Source organism: Micromonospora sp. C95 (assembly GCF_018070465.1).
Classification (GTDB): domain Bacteria; phylum Actinomycetota; class Actinomycetes; order Mycobacteriales; family Micromonosporaceae; genus Micromonospora.
Map to the genome: position 1 here is coordinate 176,044 of NZ_JAGPXT010000010.1, position 20,490 is coordinate 196,533.

A 20,490-nucleotide genomic window follows, 5' to 3' on the forward strand; every position below is an offset into this window, starting at 1 on the left:
GCGTCGGACAATGCACCGCGCTCCGGAAGCAACCCCCGTTTCCCCTGATACCGACTCACCGCTACCCCTAGGGAGATCAACCACGTCCCGGGCCGGCTACGGCGTGGCCGGCGGGCATCCTGTCCCGCCGCGACGGGTGGTCTGGTACAGAATGGACCCTGGCCGTCCGCCCGGCGCGGCGGCCACACCGGCTGACGGGAGAACCATGACCGCTGGGGCGCTCAAGGTGAGCGTGGTGGTGCCGACGTACAACTCCGGCGAGGGTCTCGACCGGCTCGTCGCGTCGTTGCTGCGTCAGTCACTGCCGACGAGCGAGTTCGAAGTGATCTTCGTCGACGACGGTTCCACCGACGCCACACCGGCTCGACTGGATGCGCTGGCCGCCGCCCATCAGCACTTCCACGTGCTGCACGCCGAGCATTCCGGCTGGCCCTCACGCCCCCGCAACCTGGGCGTGGCGCGCGCCGAGGGTGAGTACGTCCAGTTCGTCGACGATGACGACTGGCTCGCCGACGAGGCCCTGGCCCGGTTGTCCGGGTACGCGGCGGAGAACGGGGCGGACATCGCCATCGGCCGGATAGCCGGCCACGGTCGTGCGGTGCCGCGGGAACTGTTCCGGGTCAACCGGCCCGATGCCACGCTTGTCGACGCGCCGCTGATGGAGAGCCTGACCTGTCACAAGATGTTCCGCCGGGCCTTCCTGTCCCAGCACGACCTGCGGTTTCCGGAGGAGGGCCGGAAACGGCTGGAGGATCATCACCTGGTCACCCGGGCCTACCTGCTCTCCCGCCGCACCTGCGTGCTGGCCGCCTACACCTGCTACCACCACTCCCGGCGGCCCGGTGGCGACAACCTCACCGCCACCCGGATGGAACCGGAGGGCTACTTCCGAAGCCTGCGCGAGGTCCTCGACATCGTCGAGGCGCACACCGAGCCGGGTCCGCTGCGTGATCGGCTGCACCAGCGCTGGTTGCGGATCGAGATGATCCGCCGGCTGCGTGGCAGCCGGCTGCGCAACGCGCCCCGTGACTGGGTCGACCAGGTGGTGACGGAGGCGCGGCGGACCATCCGGGAACGCTTCGCGCCGGGCGTGGCCGCCGGGCTGCCGGCGTTGGAGCGAATTGTCGCCGGCCTCGTCGAGCGGGGACGGGTCGAGGATCTGTACCGCATCGCCGAGTGGGAGGCCGGCGTCGTGGCGAAGGTCCGGCTCAAGACGTACGAGCTGACGGGACACACCCTCGACGTCACCGTCTCCGGTCGGCTCCGCAGCGGTGACCGACCCGTCTCGTACGACCGCACCCCGGATGGTCGGGAACTGCTGGACCTGCCGGTCGAGGAGGTGCCCGCGGACCTGCTCGACTGCTCGGACGAGCTGCTGTCGGCCACCGACGAGCTGCGCCGACCCCGGCTCGACGTGGTCGCCCGACGGGTCGTCGACGGCGACGAGTTCTACCTGCCGGTGAGTTTCGACGTGGATCGCGTACCGCATCGCTGGGGCGGGTTCCGCCTGATGTGGCGGGGGCGGGTGAGGATCGACTTCCGCATCCTCGACGGCGGCCGTACCCAGGGCGACTGGATCCTCAAGGCGCGGCTCACCGGCTCCGGGTGCGAGGTCGACGCGACGCTGCCGCTGGCCGTGTCGTGTGCCGCCGACGGTGCCCGGCCGGTGGTGGTCGACACGCGGCAGCCGCCGCCGCGCCCGGCTCCCCCGCCGGCCAGCACCGGGCCGTGGCAACGGCTGAAGCGGGCCGTGCGCCGCCGACTCGGCCGCAGCGTCGGGCAATCGGTTCGCACTTCGTAAGGTTTGTCCGGCAGACACGCCGCGACCACCCGCGAAAGACTGGGCACATGCTCAGTCGCCGCCTGTTCCGTACCCCGTTGACGTGGATCGCGATCACCGTCCTGGCCGCCGGCGCGGCCTTCGGCCTGTACTGGTTCCAGCCCTGGAAGCTGCTGACCGACGCCGAGGTGGCCGAGCGACTGACGACGGTCGCCACCCCGGGGAGTTCGGCCGCACCGACCGGTTCGGCCGCGCCGACCGGTTCCGCCGCGCCCGCCTCCCCCGACGCCACGGCGGCGACGCTGGTCAGCTCCGGTGACTTCATCAGTCACGAACACGACACCTCCGGCAGCGCGCGCATCGTGCGCACCGCCGACGGGCGGCATCGGCTGGAGTTGGTCGGTCTGAACACCTCCAACGGCCCGGACCTTCGGGTCTGGCTGACCGACCAGCCGGTGATCGAGGGCCGGGACGGGTGGCACGTGTTCGACGACGGCCGCTGGGTCGAGTTGGGGCGGCTCAAGGGGAATGTCGGCGACCAGGGTTACGCGATCCCGGACGACGTCGAGCTGACCGACCTGACGAGCGTCTCCATCTGGTGCAAGCGATTCGCGGTCTCCTTCGGGGCGGCCACCCTGGGTTGAGGTCGAGCGGGTACGACTGCGCACAGCGGCCGGCGACCGGGCACCGCCAGCCCCGGTTGCCGGCCGCTGTGCGCAGTCGATTCGCGGGACGACGGGCACCCCGTCCGTACCAGGGGCCCGGCGGACGTGGTGGCGCTCTCGACCGATCGGCGGCCGGCTGCGAAACTGTGTGCCGGTCGCCGGAGTTGGGGGTCTGATGAGCAACGGGTGGGTGCTGCCCGACGAGGTGCTGCGGGAGGCACCGACGTACACGCCGCGTCCCGGTGAGCTCGCAGATCTCGAGCTGCTGCTGATCGGTGCGTACGCGCCACTGACCGGGTTCATGACCCGGGCCGACCTGGTCTCGGTCAGCCGCCGGGGCCGGCTGGTCGACGGTGCCCCGTGGCCGGTCGCCGTCGCCCTTCAGGTGCCCGCGACGCTGGCGCAGCAACTCGACCTCATTGACCCGGGCCGGCGAGCCCTGGTGCTCACCGACAGTGAGGGTGCGCCGATGGCGGCCCTGGAGGTGGCCGACGTCTGGACGATCCGCGACGGCGTGTCCGGGGTCGGCGGCACCGTGCGCCGGCTGGGCGACGGCGCGCACGGCCCGTTCCAGCGGCTGCGGCGTACGCCCGAGGAGATTCGCGCGTTGCTGCCGCCGGGTCGGGTGCTCGGGGTGGTCGCCGACCGCCCGCTGCACCGGCCGCAACTGGCCCAGATCGCGCACGCCGTACGCACCCTGAGCGCCCACGTGTTGATCATGATTCCGGTCGGCGAGGACGGCACCGGCGGACTGCCGCCGGAGGCACTGGTACGCAGCGTGTTCGCGGCCCGGGACCGGATGCCTCCGGCGACCCTGGTCGCCGTGCCGTTCTCCCGGCGACGCGACGAGATCAGTGACGCCCTGCTGCTGGCCCGGGTCTCCGCTGCGTACGGCGTCACCCATCTGCTCTCCACCGGCGAGATGCTCTCCGGGGCCGGGCTGCGGGTGCTGGTGCCCCGTGAGCTGGCCTACGACAACCGGGACGGCCAGTGGCGCTGGCGCGACGACATCCCGCCCCGCAACCGGCGACTGGCGCTGACCCAGGCGGAAGTCGAAGACCTGCTGGACCGGGGTTTCCCGCTGCCCGAGTGGCACACCCCGCCGGCGGTGGCCAAGGAGCTGAGTCGGGCCCGGCCGCCCCGGCGGCACCGTGGCCTGGTGGTGTTCCTGACCGGGCTCTCCGGTTCCGGCAAGTCGACCGTCGCCCGGGGGCTCGCCGACGCGCTACGCGAGGAGGGCGAGCGTACGGTCACGCTGCTCGACGGCGACGTGGTGCGGCGCGAGCTGACCGCCGGGCTTGGCTTCAGCAAGGCCGACCGGGACACAAACGTGCGGCGGATCGGTTGGGTCGCCGCCGAGATCGCCCGGCACCACGGCATCGGCATCTGCTGCCCGATCGCCCCGTACGCCCAGGCCCGGTCGACCGCCCGGGAGATGGCGACGGCGGCGGGTGCCGGGTTCGTGCTGGTGCACGTCGCCACTCCGCTGGAGGTCTGCGAGAAACGCGACCGCAAGGGCCTGTACGCCCGGGCCCGGGCGGGACTGCTCACCGGGATGACCGGCATCGACGACCCGTACGAGGAGCCGACCGACGCGGATCTGGTGCTGGACACCACCGATCTGACCGTCGGCGAGGCGGTGCAGCGGGTTCTGCACCACCTGACCGAGACCGGTTGGGTGGAGCCGCGCCTGCCCTCGCTCTGACACCGGGCCAGCGCCCTTCCGGTGGTCGACTCCGCGCGCTAATGTTTGTTTCTGTTCGGATGCGTTCGATCATGTGACTGCGGGGAGGGGTCGATGCTCGCGCGGCAACGCCATGCGGCGATCCTCGACCGGGTCCGCCTGACCGGCGGCGTGCGCGTCGGCGAGTTGGCCGCCGAGTTCGGCGTCTCCGAGATGACCATCCGCCGCGACCTGGACCTGCTGCACGAACGTGGCCTGCTCGCCAAGGTGCACGGTGGTGCCACCGTCGCCGGCGCCACCGACGAGCCGGGCTTCCAGGCGAAGTCGGTGCGCCAGCAGGCCGAGAAGACGGCGATCGCGGCGCGTGCCGCCCGGCTGGTCCGTCCCGGAGCGGCGATCGCGCTCTCCGCCGGCACCACCACCGCCGAGCTGGCCCGGCAGCTGGTCGACGTGCCGGCCCTGACCGTGGTGACCAACTCGCTGCCGGTGGCCGACATCCTGCACGAGCGGGGCCGCGCCGACCAGACGGTGGTGCTGACCGGTGGGGTACGCACCCCCTCGGACGCCCTGGTCGGGCCACTTGCCGTCGGCGCCGTCCGCACCCTGCACCTCGATCTGCTCTTTCTCGGCGTGCACGGGATAACCGAGCGGACCGGTTTCACCACCCCGAACCTGACCGAGGCCGAGACGAACCGGGCGCTGGTCGCGGCGGCGGACCGGTTGGTGGTGCTCGCCGACCACACCAAGTGGGGCACCGTCGGCATCTCCGCCATCACCGACCTGGGCGCGGCCGACGTGCTGGTCACCGACGACCGGTTGGCGCCACAGGCCCGACGACTGCTCAGCGACCGGGTCGGCGAGCTGATCGTCGTGCCGATCCCCGAAGGCGGGACACCACGATGAAGCGTACGGCGATCAGCCTGGCCGACGGCCGCGAACTGATCTACTTCGACGAGCGCGACGACGCCGTCCGGGACCAACCGGACCGGCGCCCGTTGCCACCTCCCCCACCCGCCTCCCAACTGCGCTACGACCCGCTCACCGACGAGTGGGTGGCGTTGGCGGTGCACCGGCAGACCCGCACCTTCCTGCCACCGGCCGACCAGTGCCCGCTCTGCCCCTCGACGGCGGACCGGCTCAGCGAGATCCCGGCCCCGGACTACGCGGTCGCGGTCTTCGAGAACCGGTTCCCGGCGTTGAGCGAGCGGGTGGTCGCGGAACCGGCCGCGATCACGCCGTTCACCGCGGCCCGGCCGGGGCAGGGGCGCTGCGAGGTGGTCTGCTTCACCGACGACCACAACGCCTCCTTCGCCGCGCTGCCGCCGCGCCGGGTGCGTACCGTGCTGGACGCGCTGGCCGACCGGACCACGGTGCTCGGTGGGTTGCCCGGTGTCGAGCAGGTGTTCTGCTTCGAGAACCGGGGCGTGGAGATCGGGGTGACGCTGCATCACCCGCACGGGCAGATCTACGCGTACCCGTTCGTCACCCCCCGGACGCGGTCGCTGCTGGGTGCGGCCCGCCGACACGCCGAGCGCACCGGCGGCGGCAATCTCTACGCCGACGTGCTGGCCGCCGAACGCGCCGCCGGCGAGCGGGTGGTGGCGACGAACCAGCACTGGACGGCGTACGTCCCGGCAGCCGCCCGGTGGCCGTTCGAGGTGCACCTCGCGCCGCACCGGGCGGTACCCGACATCCCCGCGTTGACCGACGCGGAACGCGACGCGTTCGGGCCGCTCTACCTGGACCTGCTGCGTCGCTTCGACGGGCTGTTCGACACGCCCATGCCCTACATCGCCGCCTGGCACCAGGCACCGGTGCGCGTCGAGCGTGAGCTGGGGCATCTGCACCTGCAACTGTTCAGCGTCCGGCGGGCGGCGGACAAGCTGAAGTACCTGGCCGGCTCGGAGTCGGCCATGGGGGTCTTCATCAACGACGTCGCCCCGGAACGGGCCGCCGAGCTGCTGCGCACGGTGTGACGGACGGTCGCCGCAGGGCACCGGGCCGCGCCAGCGCCAGCAGGGCCGGGACAGCAGGGCGCGGGGGGCCCGGGACAGGGCCCCCCGCGGGGAAGGGACGGCTGGCTGTACTCGACAGCCGGGAAGGCTGGCTGCTGGGCACGCGCGTCGCGCGGTGGCGACGGTCAACCTTCCAGGACGGGACTGGCATCTCGTCCACTCAGGTCAACGAGGCGCGCCGGACGAAGTGACGCCGACTGGCGCGTCCCGTCGCGACACGCCGCCGGTGCGGGTTCCGGATACGCCGAACCCGCCGGCGCTCGGCCGGCGGGCTCGATGTGCTGCGGGTGAGACTCAGGCGGCCAGGCGGCGCGCCAGGTTCTCGTCGAGCGTGTTCATGAACTCGTCGGTGGTCTGCCACGGAGCGTCGCGCGAGATCAGCAGCGCGAGGTCCTTGGTCATCTGGCCGCCCTCGACGGTGTCGACGATGACCTGCTCCAGGGTGTTGGCGAACTCGGTGACCGCCGGGGTGTCGTCCAGCTTGCCCCGGTGGGCCAGGCCCCGGGTCCAGGCGTAGATCGAGGCGATCGGGTTGGTCGAGGTCTTCTCGCCCTTCTGCCACTGCCGGTAGTGCCGGGTGACGGTGCCGTGGGCGGCCTCGGCCTCGACGGTGCGACCGTCGGGGGAGAGCAGGACCGAGGTCATCAGGCCGAGCGAGCCGAAGCCCTGCGCGACGGTGTCGGACTGCACGTCACCGTCGTAGTTCTTGCAGGCCCAGACGTAGCCGCCTTCCCACTTGAGCGCGGCGGCGACCATGTCGTCGATCAGCCGGTGCTCGTAGGTGAGGCCCGCGGCGTCGAACTCGGCCTGGAACTCGTTCTCGAACACCTCGGCGAAGATGTCCTTGAACCGGCCGTCGTACGCCTTGAGGATGGTGTTCTTGGTGGACATGTAGACCGGGTAGTTGCGGTCCAGTCCGTAGCGGAACGAGGCGCGGGCGAAGTCCCGGATCGAGTCGTCGAAGTTGTACATGCCCATCGCGATGCCGCCGCCGGGGAAGTTGGCGACCTCCATCTCGACCGGCTCCGAGCCGTCGGCGGGGGTGTAGGTGATGGTCACCGTGCCCGGGCCGGGGACCACGAAGTCGGTGGCCTTGTACTGGTCGCCGTGGGCGTGCCGGCCGATGATGATCGGCTTGGTCCAGCCGGGCACGAGCCGCGGCACGTTGGACATGATGATCGGCTCGCGGAAGACCACGCCGCCGAGGATGTTGCGGATGGTGCCGTTCGGCGACCGCCACATCTTCTTCAGCCCGAACTCCTCCACCCGGGCCTCGTCCGGGGTGATGGTGGCGCACTTGACGCCCACGCCGTGCTGCTTGATGGCGTTGGCGGCGTCGACGGTCACCTGGTCGTCGGTGGCGTCGCGGTGCTGGATCGAGAGGTCGTAGTAGTGCAGGTCGACGTCGAGGTAGGGCAGGATCAGCTGCTCCCGGATCTGCTTCCAGATGATCCGGGTCATCTCGTCGCCGTCGAGCTCCACGACCGGGTTGTTTACCTTGATCTTCGCCATCGGCCGGCGCTCCTCTCGGGTGACATGCTCAAGCAGTACGAGCGTACTGGATCGGCTCGAACGAGGAACGGCGCGCCCGCCGGTCGACCCGCACCGGCGGTGCCGGCGCCACGGACGGGCACCGGGCCCGGGGAGGCAGTACCCCCGCCGGGCCCGGTGCACACCAGCACCCGGACCACCTGGCTCAGTCGGCCGCCTCCGGCTCGTGCATCCACTGCACGAGCTGCAGGATCACCCCGTTGGGATCGGTGACCTGGAAGAAGCGCTCACCCCACGGCTCGGTCTGGATCGGGGTGGCGATCGGCACCCCGGCGGCAGTGAGCCGGGCGTACTCGGCGTCGATGTCGTCGACGACGAAGGCGACGAGCACCCCTTCGGCCCGCTGCGTCCGCAGGCTTTCCGGCTGGAGACTTGCCAACCCGGTACGCAGGAAGATCAGGTTGAACCCGACGTCGTCCCGGGCCAGCGAGACGAAGCCGTCGGCCGACATCTGCTCGTGGAATCCGAAGTGCTGCTTGACGAACGCGGCCGAGGCCGGCACGTCCTCGACGTTCAGCGAGATCGCCGATGCCGTGATGTGCACGCGCACCCCCTGTGCGGAGACGATAACTACGTACATTGTACAACGTACGTCGTACGGCGATTCGACCTGCGAAGATCGTGGGGTGCCCGACCATCGCACCGGGGGCGGAGACCCCGCGCACACCCTGCGCCTGCTCTGGCGCCAGACCGGCGACGTCCCCCGTCGTGGCCCCCGCCCGGGCCGCTCACTCGACGAGATCGTGACCGCCGCGATCGAGCTGGCGGACGCCGAAGGGCTGGACGCGGTGACCATGCGCGCGCTCGCCCAGGCCGTCGGCGTGGCGCCGATGACCCTCTACACGTACGTGCCGGGCAAGGCCGAGCTGCTCGACCTGATGCTCGACGCGATCTACACCGGCATGCCCCGGCCGGACCGCTCCGGCGACCCCTGGCGGGCGCGGGTGGCAGCGGTGGCGGCGGACAACCGGGACCTCTTCACCGCGCACCCCTGGGCGGCCGAGGTCGCCACCGGCCGCCCGCCGCTGGGGCCGGGTCAGATGACCAAGTACGAGTACGAACTGCGCGCCTTCGACGGCACCGGGCTGGACGACGTGACCCGCGACGCCGCGTTGACCTTCGTCCTCGACTTCGTCCGGGCTGCCGCCCGCGCGGCGGCCGAGGCACGCTCGGCGCAGCAGGCGAGCACCTGGACGGACGAACAGTGGTGGACGGCGAACGCACCCCTGTTGGCGCAGGTGCTCGACGAGCGGCGCTTTCCGACCGCCGTCCGGGTCGGTGCCGCGGCCGGCGCCGCCCAGAACGCCGCATACCACCCCGGTCAGGCGTACGAGTTCGGCCTGGCCCGCGTCCTCGACGGCCTGACGACCCTGATCGCCCTCACCCCCGAACCGCCACATTGACCAAGAGGTTCGTGTCCCGGATCAGCTTCTCCGGGACGCGAACCTCCTGGTCAACTCAGCTCGTCGCGGTCACATGGACGCGACATCGGCCTGCTTGGCGCGGACGGCCTCGGCGGCCTCCTTGAGCGCGGCCAGCTCGTCGGCGTCGAGGTCGGTCTCCACCACGCGCTTGACGCCCTGGGCACCGATCTCGGCCTCCACACCCAGGTAGACACCGGAGATGCCGTACTCGCCGTCGACCCAGGCGCAGACCGGCATGACCTCGCCGGAGTCCTCCGCGACGGCTTTCGCCATCCGGGCCGCCGCCGCCGACGGCGCGTAGTACGCCGACCCGGTCTTGAGCAGCGCCACCACCTCGGCGCCACCGTTGCGGGTACGCACGACCAGGTCCTCGATCTGCTCGGCCGGCATCACCTCGCGCAGCGGCTTGCCGTTCACGCTGCTCTGCGACGGCACCGGAACCATGGTGTCCCCGTGCGAACCGAGGGTCAGCGTCTTCACCGACTTCACCGGCACCTGCAACGCCTCGGCGACGAAGTTGGTGAACCGGGCGGTGTCGAGCATGCCGGCCTGGCCGAGCACCCGGTTGCGCGGGAACTGGGTGGCGATCTGGGCCAGCGCGGTCATCTCGTCGAGCGGGTTGGAGACCACGATGACCACGGCGTTCGGTGCGTACTTGGCCACGTTCTCGGCGACCTGGCGGACGATCTTGGCGTTGGTCTCCAGCAGGTCCATCCGGCTCATCCCGGGCTTGCGCGGCAGGCCGGCGGTGATGACGACCACGTCGGAGCCCTCGATGCCCTCGTAGCCCTCGCCGTTCGGGCCGGTCGTGACCCCGACCACCTTGCTCTCGAAGCCCTCCACAGCACGTGACTGGTTGAGGTCCAGGGCGATCCCCGCGGGCTTGCCCTCGATGATGTCGGTGATCACGACGGTGTCGAAGACGTCGTACTCGGCCAGGCGCTGCGCGGTGGTGGAGCCGTAGAATCCGGCCCCGACGACAGTGACCTTCTTACCCATGGTCGTCCCACTCCCTGATACCAGTCGGTTTTCCGGACCGTATCAGCCATCCTGGCACCGATCGGGCCAGGGGCGGACGGTTATGGGCGTTCGGCCCGCTCCACGACGTTCGTGAGCAGCATGGCGCGAGTCATCGGACCGACGCCACCGGGCATCGGCACCAGCTTGCCGGCCACCTCGGCGACCTCGGGGTCCACGTCACCGGTGTAGCGGCCCTTGCCGTCCGCACCGATCACCCGGGTGATGCCCACGTCGACCACGACGGCACCGGGGGTGACCATGTCCGCGGTGAGCAGGCCGGGTACGCCGGCCGCCACGATCACGACGTCGGCGGCCCGGGTGTGCGCGGCCAGGTCCAGCGTGCCGGTGTGGCAGAGGGTGACGGTGGCGTTCTCGCTCCGCCGCGTCAGCAGCAGTCCCAGCGGGCGCCCGACGGTGTTACCCCGGCCCACCACGGCCACGTTGGCGCCCCGCAGCGGCACGTCGTGCCGGCGGAGCAGTTCCACGATGCCGCGCGGGGTGCAGGGCAGCGGCGCGTCGTAGCCGAGCACCAGCCGACCCAGGTTGACCGGGTGCAGACCGTCGGCGTCCTTGTCCGGGTCGATCAGCTCCAGCACCCGCTGCGTGTCCAGGTGCGCCGGCAACGGCAGTTGGACGATGTAGCCGTGGCAGGCCGGATCGGCGTTCAGCTCGGCGAGGACCTGGTCGACCTGGTCCTGGGTGGCGTCGGCCGGCAACTCCCGACGGATGGAGGCGATGCCGACCTCGGCGCAGTCCCGGTGCTTGCCGTTGACGTACGCCTGAGAGCCCGGATCGGACCCGACCAGCACCGTGCCGAGCCCCGGCACGGTGCCCCGTTCCGCCAGCGCCTTGACCCGCGCCCGCAGCTCGTCCTTGATCTCGGCCGCGGTCGCCTTGCCGTCCAGAAGCGTCGCCGTCACGACCAGATCGTCTCACGGCCGTCGCCACCGGCTCCCCCGACCTCGGCTACCCGACCGATCGGCCACCCGGCGAGCGGCTCGGTGACCTGGAGGGGTGATGGGGGTGATGCCCCTGTCGAGCTGAGGGCGTGGACGGGTCGGGCGCATCGGCCTTCGGCGCGGCTGCGCGGGCGCAGGGGTCGGTCGGAGCGCGCTGCGAGAGCACAGACGGGTCAGCTCGACAGGGGCCGAACAGGAGTGTTGCCGGGGCGCCAGCCGGCCTCTGCCGGCCCGAACGACGAGACCACCAATTACTTAAAGTCACGTGGTCTTAATCACTTAGCGTGACGGCTTGTGCGGCAGCGCACAGCAATTTCGGACGGCAGGGCATGAAGGCCTGCAATCTGGCGGTCAGGCCGAGTGGCCCACCAAGCCTCCCAACCGACCTCGGATGCTGCCGAATTGGGCCACATCACCGCACTTCGCAGCGGAAAAGGGCCGGCGGACCTAGCACGGGAGCACGAGACCGACAAGACCAAGGGTGGGGTTCCGTTATCCCTTCGCAACCGCCGCGTTGCCGAGCTGCGGCATTCGACCTACCGTTGCCGGTCGTTGCGCAGCGTCACCCAATGCCGGGCCCGACTGCGCAGCGTAATGGAGATGAGGAGGCTAGATGCGTGTTCGTAGGCTCGCCGCCTGGACCGCCCTCCCGCTCGCGGTGACCCTGGGCCTGGTGGCCTGCGGCTCGGGCGGCGACGGCGGATCCGGCGAGAGTGACCCCAACGCGGCCGTGCGGATCGAGATCGCCGAGCCGCAGCACCTGGTACCGACAAACACCAACGAGACGAGCGGTTCCCAGGTGCTCGCCGCCCTGTTCAGCCCGCTTGTCGACTACGACGAGGCACACAAGCCGTACGAGGTGGCCGCCGAGTCGATCACGTCCGAGGACAACACCACCTGGACGATCAAGCTCAAGGACGGCTACACCTTCCACAACGGTGAGCAGGTGACCGCCGACAACTACATCGACGCCTGGAACTACGGCGCGTACGCGCCGAACGGGCAGAACTCCAGCTACTTCTTCGAGAAGATCGCCGGCTACGACGACCTGCAGGGTGAGAGCCCGAAGGCCGAGACGCTCGGCGGGCTGAAGGAGGTCGACGACCTGACCTTCACCGTCACGCTCTCGCAGCCGTACAGCGAGTTCAAGTCGATGCTCGGCTACACCGCCTTCTACCCGCTGCCGGAGGCCGCGTTCAGCGCTCCCGGCGAGCTGGCCGAGGGCTTCGAGCAGGCGCCGATCGGTCAGGGTCCGTTCAAGATGAAGGGCACCTGGCAGCACGACGCCAAGGTCGAGGTCGAGCGGTACGACGCCTTCCCCGGCGAGCAGCCGAAGGTGGCCGGCGTCGAGTTCCGGATCTACCAGCAGCTGACCGCGGCGTACGCGGACGTACTGTCGGACAACCTCGACGTGATCAAGACGATCCCGACGGAGAACCTCTCCACCGCCGGCACCGACCTGGGCGACCGCTTCCTGCAGAGCCCGGCGTCCTCGCTGCACTTCCTGGCGTTCCCCACCTTCCAGGAGGAGTTCAGCAACCCGGACGTGCGTAAGGCCATCTCGATGGCGATCGACCGCGACGAGATCACCCGGTCGATCTTCAAGGACTCGCAGCAGCCGGCCCGGGCGTTCGTCTCCCCGGCCGTCGCCGGCTACCGGGAGAACACCGTCGGTGCCGCAGGCGAGTTCGACCCGGCCAAGGCCAAGTCGCTCTACCAGGCCGCCGGTGGACCGTCGAAGATCACCCTGTCCTACAACGGCGACGGTGGCCACAAGGACTGGATCGACGCCACCTGCAACCAGCTCAAGGCCAACCTGGGCGTGGACTGCGTCGGCAGCGCCGAGCCCAAGTTCGCCGACCTGCTGACCAAGGTCAAGGCGAAGCAGCCGGTGGGCCTGTTCCGGATGGGCTGGATCATGGACTACCCGTCCATGGAGAACTACCTGGGCCCGCTGTACAGCACCAACGGCTCGTCGAACTACTACGGCTACAGCAACCCGGACTTCGACCGGCTGCTCGCCGAGGGCGCCAGCGCCCCCAGCGAGGAAGAGGCGATCAAGAAGTACCAGGAGGCCGAGGACCTGCTGGCCGAGGACCTGCCGGTCGTACCGTTGCGGTTCGGCCAGAACAACTTCGGTCACTCGACCAAGGTCAAGAACGTCGAGATGGATCTCTTCGACCGGGTCAACCTGACCAAGATCGAAGCGATCAGGTAACACGCACGTCGGCGGGTCGGGTCATCGCGAGGTGACCCGACCCGCCACGCGGTTCGCCCCTTTTCAGGGAGACTGCCAAGTATGTTCCGCTTCATCGTGCGGCGTCTGCTCCAGATGGTCCTGGCCTTCTTCGGGACCACGCTGATCGTCTACGCGCTGATGTTCGCCGGTCAGGGTGACCCGATCCAGGCGCTCGCCGGGGAGCGTCCGGTCACCGCCGCGCAGCGGGCGTACCTCACGGAGAAGTACCACCTCGACGCCACCGGGGTCGGCGGCTTCTTCTACCGGTACTTCGACTACATCTCCAACCTGCTCCGCGGCGACCTGGGCGAGTCGCTCACCGGCCGGTCGATCGGCGACATCCTCGCCGCCGCCTGGCCCGTCACGATCAGGCTGGCGCTGATCGCCATCGCGGTAGCGGTCATCTTCGGCGTCACGGCGGGCGTCCTCGCCGGCATCCGGCGGGCCAGCGTCTTCGACAACGCCACCCTGCTGCTGACCCTGCTGGTGCTCGGGATACCGACGATCGTGCTCGCCCCGCTGGCGCAGTACTTCCTGGGTGTCAAGTGGCAGATCTTCCCGCCCACAGCCGGCGCCGACCCCGACTTCTTCGCGCTGCTGTTACCGGGCATCGTGCTCGGCTCGCTCTCCCTGGCCACCGCGCTGCGGCTGACCCGCACCTCGGTCGCCGAGAACCTGCGCGCCGACTACGTACGCACCGCCCGGTCGAAGGGTCTGCCGAACCGGCGGGTGGTGAGCGTGCACGTGCTGCGCAACTCGCTCATTCCGGTGATCACCTTCCTCGGTGTCGAGGTCGGCAACCTGATGAGCGGCGCGATCATCACCGAGGGCGTGTTCAACATCCCCGGCGTCGGCTTCAACCTCTTCCGCGGCATCCGCACCGAGGACGGCCCGCTGGTGGTGGGCATCGTCAGCGTGCTCGTCGTGGTCTACCTCGTCTCCAACCTGGTGGTCGACGTCCTGTACGCCGTCCTGGACCCGAGGATCCGCTATGAATGAGCACACCCTCAGCAGGTCGATCATGAAGTTGTTGCCGCGCCACGCCGAAGACGCTGGCAACAACTTCATGATCGACGCACATGGTGGGGTCGACCGTGGCGGGGTGCCGGCATGAGTGATTTCGAGACGGTGGCGGCGTCGGAGAACCAGGCGGCCCGGCGCGGGCCATCCGGGGAGCCGGGCACGCCGAACCAGGTGGGCCGGCCCCGCAAGCCGCGCAGCCTGGCCGGCGACGCCTGGCGCGACCTGCGCCGCAAGCCGATCTTCTGGATCAGCCTGATCCTGGTGCTGCTGGTGACCGCGATGGCCGCCGTGCCCGGCCTGTTCACCAGCAACGACCCCGCCGACTGCGTGCTGTCCCGGCAGCACGCCGGGCCCTCCGGCGGGGCCATCTTCGGGTACGACTTCCAGGGCTGCGACACGTACGCCCGGGCGGTCTACGGCGCTCGCGCCTCGCTGCTGGTCGGCGCCCTGAGCGCGCTGTTCACCGGCCTGATCGCGCTGGTCGTGGGGATGCTCGCCGGATACTTCGGCGGCTGGGTCGACGCGGTGCTCTCCCGGGTGATCGACATCGTGCTCGGCATCCCGCTGCTGCTGGCCGCGATCGTCCTGCTCAAGCGCATCGGCAGTGACAGCGCCACGGTACGCATCGCCGCGGTCATCTTCGTGCTGGCGGTGCTCGGCTGGACGACCGCCGCCCGGGTGGTCCGCTCCTCGGTGATCACCGCCCGGGAGCAGGACTACGTGGCCGCGGCCCGGATGCTGGGGGCCGGCGACGGGCGGATCATGTGGCGGCACATCCTGCCGAACGCACTCGCCCCGGCCATCGTGGTGCTGACCATCGCGCTCGGCTCATTCATCGCCGCCGAGGCGACGCTGTCCTTCCTCGGTATCGGGCTGCGGGAGCCGACCATCTCCTGGGGCATCGAGATCAACAACGGTCGCGTGCACATGCGGGAGTCGGCGACCCCGCTCGTGGTCCCGTCGGCCTTCCTGGCATTGACCGTCCTGGCCTTCATCATGCTCGGCGACGCGATCCGCGACGCCTTCGACCCGAAGCTCCGGTGACGCGGTCATGCGAGCGCGAGGAGTGAGCGCAGCGAGCCCCGCAGTCGCGAGCGAAAGGCAGGCACCGCGAGCGCGAGGAGTGAGCGCAGCGAGCCCCGCAGTCGCGAGCGAAAGGGTTGCACCGTGAGTCAGCACGCCGTCCGGCCGACGCCGGCCTCGCCCACCCCGCCCGACGGACACCTGCTGGAGGTGCGCGACCTGCACATCGAGTTCCGCACCGGTGAGGGTGTGGCCAAGGTGATCAACGGGGTCAGTTACCACCTGGACCCGGGCGAGACGCTCGCCGTACTGGGCGAGTCCGGTTCCGGCAAGTCCGTCACCGCCCAGGCGATCATGGGCATCCTGGACACCCCGCCGGCGCACATCAGCTCGGGCGAGATCCGCTACGCCGGCCGCGACCTGCTGGGCCTGCCGGAGGAGCAGCGCCGGCAGATCCGGGGCAAGGAGATCGCGATGATCTTCCAGGACGCGCTCTCCGCACTGAATCCGGTCTTCCCGGTCGGCTGGCAGATCGGCGAGACGCTACGCCAGCGACTCGGGATGTCCCGCACGGACGCCCGCCGCCGCTCGGTGGAGCTGATGGACCTGGTGCAGATCCCGGCGGCGGCACGGCGGCTCGGTGACTACCCGCACCAGTTCTCCGGCGGCATGCGGCAGCGGGTGATGATCGCGATGGCTCTGGCGATGGAGCCCAAGGTGCTCATCGCCGACGAGCCCACCACCGCGCTCGACGTCACCGTGCAGGCCCAGATCATGGATCTCCTCGCCGACCTGCGGCGGGACCTGGACACGGCGATGATCCTGATCACCCACGACCTCGGTGTGGTCGCCGACGTCGCCGACCGGATCGCGGTCATGTACGCGGGCCGGATCGTCGAGCACGCCGACGTCCGGTCGCTGTACCGGGCGCCCGCCCACCCGTACACCAAGGGTCTGCTGAACTCGATTCCGCGCCTGGACCAGCGGGGCGGGAAGCTGTCCACGATCCGTGGCCTGCCGCCCAACCTGATGCGGATCCCCAGCGGTTGCCCCTTCCACCCCCGGTGCCCGTACGCGCAGCAGGTCTGTGTGGACGTGGTGCCGCATGACCTGGTCCTCGGCGACGGCCGGACCAGCGCGTGCCACTTCGCCCAGGAGGTCCGTGATGACCGCGCCGGCTAGCCCCACCACCGTTCGCGGCGAGACCCTCCTCGACGTCGACCACGTGGTCAAGCACTTCCCGATCACGCAGGGCGTGGTGTTCAAGAAGAAGACCGGTGCGGTCAAGGCCGTCGACGGGGTGAGCTTCCAGCTGCGCCGGGGCGAGACGCTCGGCATCGTCGGCGAGTCGGGCTGCGGCAAGTCCACCCTGGCCCGGCTGCTGATGCGGCTGGAGAAGCCGACCGCCGGCCGGGCCACCCTGGCCGGCCGGGACCTGTTCGCCGCCTCCGGCGGTGAGCTGCGCCGGATCCGGCGCAACATGCAGATGGTCATGCAGGATCCGTACACCTCGCTGAACCCACGGATGACCGTCGGCGACATCATCGGCGAGCCGTTCGAGATCCATCCGGAGGCGACCCCGAAGGGCAGCCGCCAGCGACGGGTCCAGGAACTGCTCGACGTCGTCGGGTTGAACCCGGAGCACATCAACCGGTATCCGCACCAGTTCTCCGGTGGCCAGCGCCAGCGCATCGGCATCGCCCGGGCGCTGGCGCTGCGGCCTGAGGTGATCGTCTGCGACGAGCCGGTCTCCGCGCTGGACGTCTCCATCCAGGCGCAGGTGATCAATCTGCTGGAGGAGCTTCAGGACGAGCTGGGCCTGTCCTACATCTTCATCGCCCACGACCTGTCGGTGGTGCGGCACATCTCCGACCGGATCGCCGTGATGTACCTGGGTCGGATCGTGGAGATCGGCACCGAGGACGAGATCTACGACCGGGCCACCCACCCGTACACCCAGGCGCTGCTCTCCGCCGCACCGGTGCCGGACCCGGACGCCCGGGAACACCGCAGCATCATCCGGCTGCGTGGCGACGTGCCGAGCCCGGCGGACCCGCCGAGCGGCTGCCACTTCCGCACCCGGTGCTGGAAGGCGCAGGACATCTGCGCCACCCAGGACCCGCAGGCGGTGCCACGTGCCGCCGACCCGCACCCATCGGCCTGCCACTTCGCCGAAGTCCGCCCGGGACGGTGAGCCTCCCTCCCCAGTGGATACTGCGGCATCGAAGAAGCACCCGATGACGGATGGCGAGCCCTTGCTCACTCACTAGGGTGTACAGCCGTGACGCAGGTGGCGCTACGGCCGACGACGGGCCCCACGGTCGGGGCCGCCGCGACGAACAGTCGGATCACCGTGCGGTTTGTGCAGGCCACCGTCGCGGTCGCCGCCCTCGGCACCGCCTGGTGCATCGCGAACTTCACGGTCGGCGCCGGCACCGAGGCGCTCGCGTACCTCTTCGTGCCCGCCGGCGGGGCCTTCGCCGCCGGGTCCGTCGTACACCTGCTCCGCCACGCCGACCTCGACCCGGTCACCCGACGCTTCTGGCGGGCGCTCCTCGTCGCGGCGGCCACCATCACCATCGGGTACGGCTGGCTGGCGCTGGACATGCTGACGCACGCCGCCGAGGCCCGTACCCGGAGCATGCCGTTGCCGGCGGCGGCCTGCGTGGCGATCGGATTCGTCGTCGCCATCTGGGCGGTGACCCGGGTGCCGATCGTCGAGACCGGCGGTGTCGAGCGGTGGCGCATCCTGCTCGACCGCACGATCGCCTTCCTCGGCTGCGCGGCCCTGCTCTGTTACATCGGGCTGGCCCCGATGCTCACCGCTGCCGAGCCGTGGAGCCGGCAGGCGATGGCGCTGATCGGGCTCGCCTTCCTGGTCGCGGTCGGCGCCGCGACGAAGGTGTCCTTCGTCGCCGGCGGTCCGGTCGACCGCGTCGCCCTGCGCTTCGTCGCGGCCAGCGGCGGCGTCACCGCCGCGATCGTCGCCGTGCTGGCGGTCCGGTACGGGTACGTCGCCGGCATCTCCGCCCAGGCGATCGTGATGCCGCTGACCCCGGTCCTCTTCACGCTCGGCGTCCGGGCGCAGTGGCGGGCCCAGCTCGGGGTCCGCCGTGATCAGACCCGCAACGGCGTGCTGCTGCCGTACCTGGCGGTGGTGGCGGTCGACGTGCCGTTGCTCGCCGTCGCGTTCGGCGCTCCGCTGACCTGGCCGGTCCGGATGGTCCTGATCGCCGCCGTGGTGGTGACCGCGCTGGTGAGCGTCCGGCAGTTCATCGCCTACCGGGAGAACGCCCGACTGCTGCGCAACACCCGCATCCAGGAGGAGCGTCTCCAGTACGAGGTCAGCCACGACGGCCTCACCGGGCTGGCCAACCGGGCGCTGTTCCGGGACCGGCTCGCGTCCGCGCTCACCGCCACGACACCGGCGTCGGTGCTCCTGGTCGACCTGGACGACTTCAAGACGGTGAACGACCTGCTCGGGCACGGCGTCGGTGACCGGCTGCTCGTGTCGGTCTCCGAGCTGCTGCGTGCCGAGGTCGGCGACGAGGGTCTGCCGGTACGGGTCGCCGGTGACGAGTTCGCCGTCCTGCTCACCGGCCCGGACGCCGACCCCGAGAAGCTGGCCGGCCGGCTGCTGGCCGCACTCGACCAGCCGATCAGTAAGCACCGCCTGCTGGTGCAGGCCAGCATCGGCATCGCCGACGCCGGGCCCGGTGCCACCGTCGACTCGGTGCTGCGGGACGCCGACGTCGCGATGTACACGGCCAAACAGCGTGGGAAGGCGAGCTTCGTCCGGTACGTGGACGGCATGGGTGAGCCGATTCTGGCGCACATGCAGCTCGGCGGCGAGCTGCGGCGGGCCCTGGACGACAACGAGCTGCGGGTCGTCTACCAGCCGATCCTGCGGCTCGACGACGGGTGGTTGGTCGGGGTCGAGGCGCTGGTCCGCTGGCATCACCCGACGCGCGGGATCGTCGGGCCGGCCGAGTTCATCCCGGCCGCCGAGCGGACCGGTCTGATCGTGCCGCTGGGCCGGTTCGTGCTGCGCGAGACGTGCCGCCAGGCGGCGGCGTGGTCCCGGGAGTTCGGGCCGGACGCACTCCGGGAGGCGGGCCTGAACGTCTCCGCCCGGCAACTGCACGATCCCGACTTCGTCTCCGACGTGACCGCCGCGCTTGTCGAGAGCGGGCTGCCCTGCGAGCGGCTGGTGCTGGAGGTGACCGAGTCGGCGGTGCTGCGCGGTCAACAGGTCTCGCGAACCCTCTTCGAACTCGACCGGATGGGGATCCGCCTCTCCCTCGACGACTTCGGCACCGGCGAATCGTCGCTGAGTCTGCTGCGGGCCTTCCCCGCCGCCATCGTGAAGCTCGACAAGTCCTTCGTCGACGGCATCGAGATCGACGACGGCCAGGCGGCGGCCTCCGACGCCCGGCAGGCGGTGGCCCGCGCGGTGATCCAGCTCGCCCACGCCCTCGGCCTGGAGACCGTCGCCGAGGGCGTCGAGAGCGCCGAACAGGTCGCCGTGCTCCGCGCCCTCGGCTACACCCGTGGCCAGGGCTACCACCTGGCCCGACCGATGACCGCCGAAGGCATCTCCGGCCTACTGGCCGGTCAACGGACCGTGGCGACCGTCCAACCGAGGACCTGAGACGGGGACTGGCGGGCCAATCTGGTGGGGCGGCAGATAGAGCGCTGGTCGGATACTGGCCGGATGGTGGAAGAACAGGGCACCGGATCGACGCGGTGGACGATCCACGGTGAGCGGGTGGCGGATGGTGGCCGGCGGGCGCGGTTGAGCATCGCTGATGTGGAGTCCACGGCCCGGTGCTGCTGATCTGGAGCTGCGGCGGCTGCGACCTGCCCTGGCCGTGCCCCATGCGGCGGCGGGAGCTGCGCGCGGAGTACGCCGACGCGCCGGTGTCGCTGGCCCTCTACCTCGGCGGCTATCTCGTCCAGGCCGCCGAGGACATGCCCTGGGCACCGGCCGGGGCGCTGCACCGACGCCTCGTCGGCTGGACCAGACAGCCCCCGAAATTACCGGAGCGACGTAGCGCAACCGTGCCAGCCGAACCGGGCCGGGCCGGACGCCACCAGACCCGATGAC

At 70.6% G+C, this 20,490-nt stretch carries 18 protein-coding genes and 1 pseudogene; 15 read left to right on the top strand and 4 right to left on the bottom strand.

Annotation, left to right across the window (positions count from 1 at the left end; translation table 11 throughout):
• Nucleotides 1-205: 205 nt before the first annotated feature.
• The 5 genes from KBX00_RS14960 to galT all read left to right on the top strand — a co-directional run bounded on the left by KBX00_RS14960 (nt 206) and on the right by galT (nt 6,105).
• Nucleotides 206-1,801, top strand: a complete 1,596-nt coding sequence (locus KBX00_RS14960; protein WP_210827278.1) for a glycosyltransferase family 2 protein — start codon at nt 206-208, stop codon at nt 1,799-1,801.
• 47 nt (nt 1,802-1,848) lie between these two features.
• Complete coding sequence (locus tag KBX00_RS14965; protein ID WP_210827280.1) at nt 1,849-2,424, top strand: DM13 domain-containing protein; 576 nt, start codon at nt 1,849-1,851, stop codon at nt 2,422-2,424.
• A gap of 196 nt (nt 2,425-2,620) precedes the next feature.
• Complete coding sequence (cysC, locus tag KBX00_RS14970; RefSeq protein ID WP_210827281.1) at nt 2,621-4,150, top strand: adenylyl-sulfate kinase; 1,530 nt, start codon at nt 2,621-2,623, stop codon at nt 4,148-4,150.
• A 93-nt stretch (nt 4,151-4,243) separates the two neighbouring features.
• Nucleotides 4,244-5,032, top strand: coding sequence for a DeoR/GlpR family DNA-binding transcription regulator (locus KBX00_RS14975; protein WP_210827282.1), 789 nt, complete (start codon nt 4,244-4,246; stop codon nt 5,030-5,032).
• On the top strand, nt 5,029-6,105 hold the full coding sequence (gene galT, locus KBX00_RS14980; protein WP_210827283.1) for a galactose-1-phosphate uridylyltransferase: 1,077 nt from the start codon (nt 5,029-5,031) through the stop codon (nt 6,103-6,105). The genes KBX00_RS14975 and galT overlap by 4 nt, the downstream gene beginning before the upstream one ends.
• Nucleotides 6,106-6,438: 333 nt before the next feature.
• Here galT and KBX00_RS14985 read toward each other — a convergent pair whose 3' ends face one another.
• Together KBX00_RS14985 and KBX00_RS14990 are read right to left on the bottom strand one after the other, a co-directional pair.
• On the bottom strand, nt 6,439-7,656 hold the full coding sequence (locus KBX00_RS14985; RefSeq protein ID WP_210827284.1) for an NADP-dependent isocitrate dehydrogenase: 1,218 nt from the start codon (nt 7,654-7,656) through the stop codon (nt 6,439-6,441).
• A 184-nt stretch (nt 7,657-7,840) separates the two neighbouring features.
• Nucleotides 7,841-8,239 carry a VOC family protein gene (locus KBX00_RS14990; protein WP_210827384.1) on the bottom strand — a complete coding sequence of 133 codons (399 nt, stop codon included), beginning with the start codon at nt 8,237-8,239 and terminating at the stop codon, nt 7,841-7,843.
• 82 nt (nt 8,240-8,321) lie between these two features.
• Here KBX00_RS14990 and KBX00_RS14995 point away from each other — a divergent pair, with 82 nt between their 5' ends.
• On the top strand, nt 8,322-9,098 hold the full coding sequence (locus tag KBX00_RS14995; protein ID WP_307868665.1) for a TetR/AcrR family transcriptional regulator: 777 nt from the start codon (nt 8,322-8,324) through the stop codon (nt 9,096-9,098).
• A 69-nt stretch (nt 9,099-9,167) separates the two neighbouring features.
• Here KBX00_RS14995 and KBX00_RS15000 read toward each other — a convergent pair whose 3' ends face one another.
• Nucleotides 9,168-10,118 (bottom strand): malate dehydrogenase, encoded by a 951-nt coding sequence (locus KBX00_RS15000; protein WP_210827289.1) that lies wholly within the window; start codon nt 10,116-10,118, stop codon nt 9,168-9,170.
• 80 nt (nt 10,119-10,198) lie between these two features.
• Nucleotides 10,199-11,059 (bottom strand): bifunctional methylenetetrahydrofolate dehydrogenase/methenyltetrahydrofolate cyclohydrolase, encoded by an 861-nt coding sequence (locus KBX00_RS15005; protein ID WP_210827291.1) that lies wholly within the window; start codon nt 11,057-11,059, stop codon nt 10,199-10,201.
• Between the two features lie 652 nt (nt 11,060-11,711).
• Here KBX00_RS15005 and KBX00_RS15010 point away from each other — a divergent pair.
• The 9 genes and pseudogenes from KBX00_RS15010 to KBX00_RS15040 all read left to right on the top strand — a co-directional run bounded on the left by KBX00_RS15010 (nt 11,712) and on the right by KBX00_RS15040 (nt 20,489).
• On the top strand, nt 11,712-13,316 hold the full coding sequence (locus tag KBX00_RS15010; RefSeq protein WP_210827293.1) for an ABC transporter substrate-binding protein: 1,605 nt from the start codon (nt 11,712-11,714) through the stop codon (nt 13,314-13,316).
• An 81-nt stretch (nt 13,317-13,397) separates the two neighbouring features.
• Complete coding sequence (locus tag KBX00_RS15015; protein WP_210827295.1) at nt 13,398-14,336, top strand: ABC transporter permease; 939 nt, start codon at nt 13,398-13,400, stop codon at nt 14,334-14,336.
• Nucleotides 14,329-14,451, top strand: a complete 123-nt coding sequence (locus KBX00_RS29305; protein ID WP_301547943.1) for a hypothetical protein — start codon at nt 14,329-14,331, stop codon at nt 14,449-14,451. Before KBX00_RS15015 ends, KBX00_RS29305 begins: the two co-directional genes overlap by 8 nt.
• On the top strand, nt 14,448-15,404 hold the full coding sequence (locus KBX00_RS15020) for an ABC transporter permease (RefSeq protein ID WP_210827297.1): 957 nt from the start codon (nt 14,448-14,450) through the stop codon (nt 15,402-15,404). Before KBX00_RS29305 ends, KBX00_RS15020 begins: the two co-directional genes overlap by 4 nt.
• Before the next feature lie 123 nt (nt 15,405-15,527).
• Nucleotides 15,528-16,565 (top strand): ABC transporter ATP-binding protein, encoded by a 1,038-nt coding sequence (locus KBX00_RS15025; protein WP_210827299.1) that lies wholly within the window; start codon nt 15,528-15,530, stop codon nt 16,563-16,565.
• A complete protein-coding gene (locus KBX00_RS15030; protein ID WP_210827301.1) occupies nt 16,549-17,577 on the top strand; it encodes an ABC transporter ATP-binding protein in 1,029 nt (342 codons plus the stop codon). Before KBX00_RS15025 ends, KBX00_RS15030 begins: the two co-directional genes overlap by 17 nt.
• A gap of 87 nt (nt 17,578-17,664) precedes the next feature.
• Entirely contained in the window at nt 17,665-20,034 is a 2,370-nt protein-coding gene (locus KBX00_RS29680) for an EAL domain-containing protein (RefSeq protein WP_307868668.1), read from the top strand.
• 63 nt (nt 20,035-20,097) lie between these two features.
• Nucleotides 20,098-20,199 (top strand): annotated as a pseudogene (locus tag KBX00_RS29315) (NUDIX hydrolase); the annotation flags it as partial.
• Between the two features lie 62 nt (nt 20,200-20,261).
• Nucleotides 20,262-20,489, top strand: coding sequence for a hypothetical protein (locus KBX00_RS15040; protein WP_301547991.1), 228 nt, complete (start codon nt 20,262-20,264; stop codon nt 20,487-20,489).
• The last annotated feature ends 1 nt before the right edge of the window (nt 20,490 follow it).

Coding starts and splice junctions, on each gene's coding strand:
- KBX00_RS15010 (WP_210827293.1), top strand. CDS start 11,712: ATGCGTGTTCGTAGGCTCGCCGCCTGGACCGCCCTCCCGCTCGCGGTG.
- KBX00_RS15015 (WP_210827295.1), top strand. CDS start 13,398: ATGTTCCGCTTCATCGTGCGGCGTCTGCTCCAGATGGTCCTGGCCTTC.
- KBX00_RS15020 (WP_210827297.1), top strand. CDS start 14,448: ATGAGTGATTTCGAGACGGTGGCGGCGTCGGAGAACCAGGCGGCCCGG.
- KBX00_RS15040 (WP_301547991.1), top strand. CDS start 20,262: ATGCGGCGGCGGGAGCTGCGCGCGGAGTACGCCGACGCGCCGGTGTCG.
- galT (WP_210827283.1), top strand. CDS start 5,029: ATGAAGCGTACGGCGATCAGCCTGGCCGACGGCCGCGAACTGATCTAC.
- KBX00_RS14985 (WP_210827284.1), bottom strand. CDS start 7,656: ATGGCGAAGATCAAGGTAAACAACCCGGTCGTGGAGCTCGACGGCGAC.
- cysC (WP_210827281.1), top strand. CDS start 2,621: ATGAGCAACGGGTGGGTGCTGCCCGACGAGGTGCTGCGGGAGGCACCG.
- KBX00_RS14965 (WP_210827280.1), top strand. CDS start 1,849: ATGCTCAGTCGCCGCCTGTTCCGTACCCCGTTGACGTGGATCGCGATC.
- KBX00_RS29305 (WP_301547943.1), top strand. CDS start 14,329: ATGAATGAGCACACCCTCAGCAGGTCGATCATGAAGTTGTTGCCGCGC.
- KBX00_RS14975 (WP_210827282.1), top strand. CDS start 4,244: ATGCTCGCGCGGCAACGCCATGCGGCGATCCTCGACCGGGTCCGCCTG.
- KBX00_RS15030 (WP_210827301.1), top strand. CDS start 16,549: ATGACCGCGCCGGCTAGCCCCACCACCGTTCGCGGCGAGACCCTCCTC.
- KBX00_RS14960 (WP_210827278.1), top strand. CDS start 206: ATGACCGCTGGGGCGCTCAAGGTGAGCGTGGTGGTGCCGACGTACAAC.
- KBX00_RS15000 (WP_210827289.1), bottom strand. CDS start 10,118: ATGGGTAAGAAGGTCACTGTCGTCGGGGCCGGATTCTACGGCTCCACC.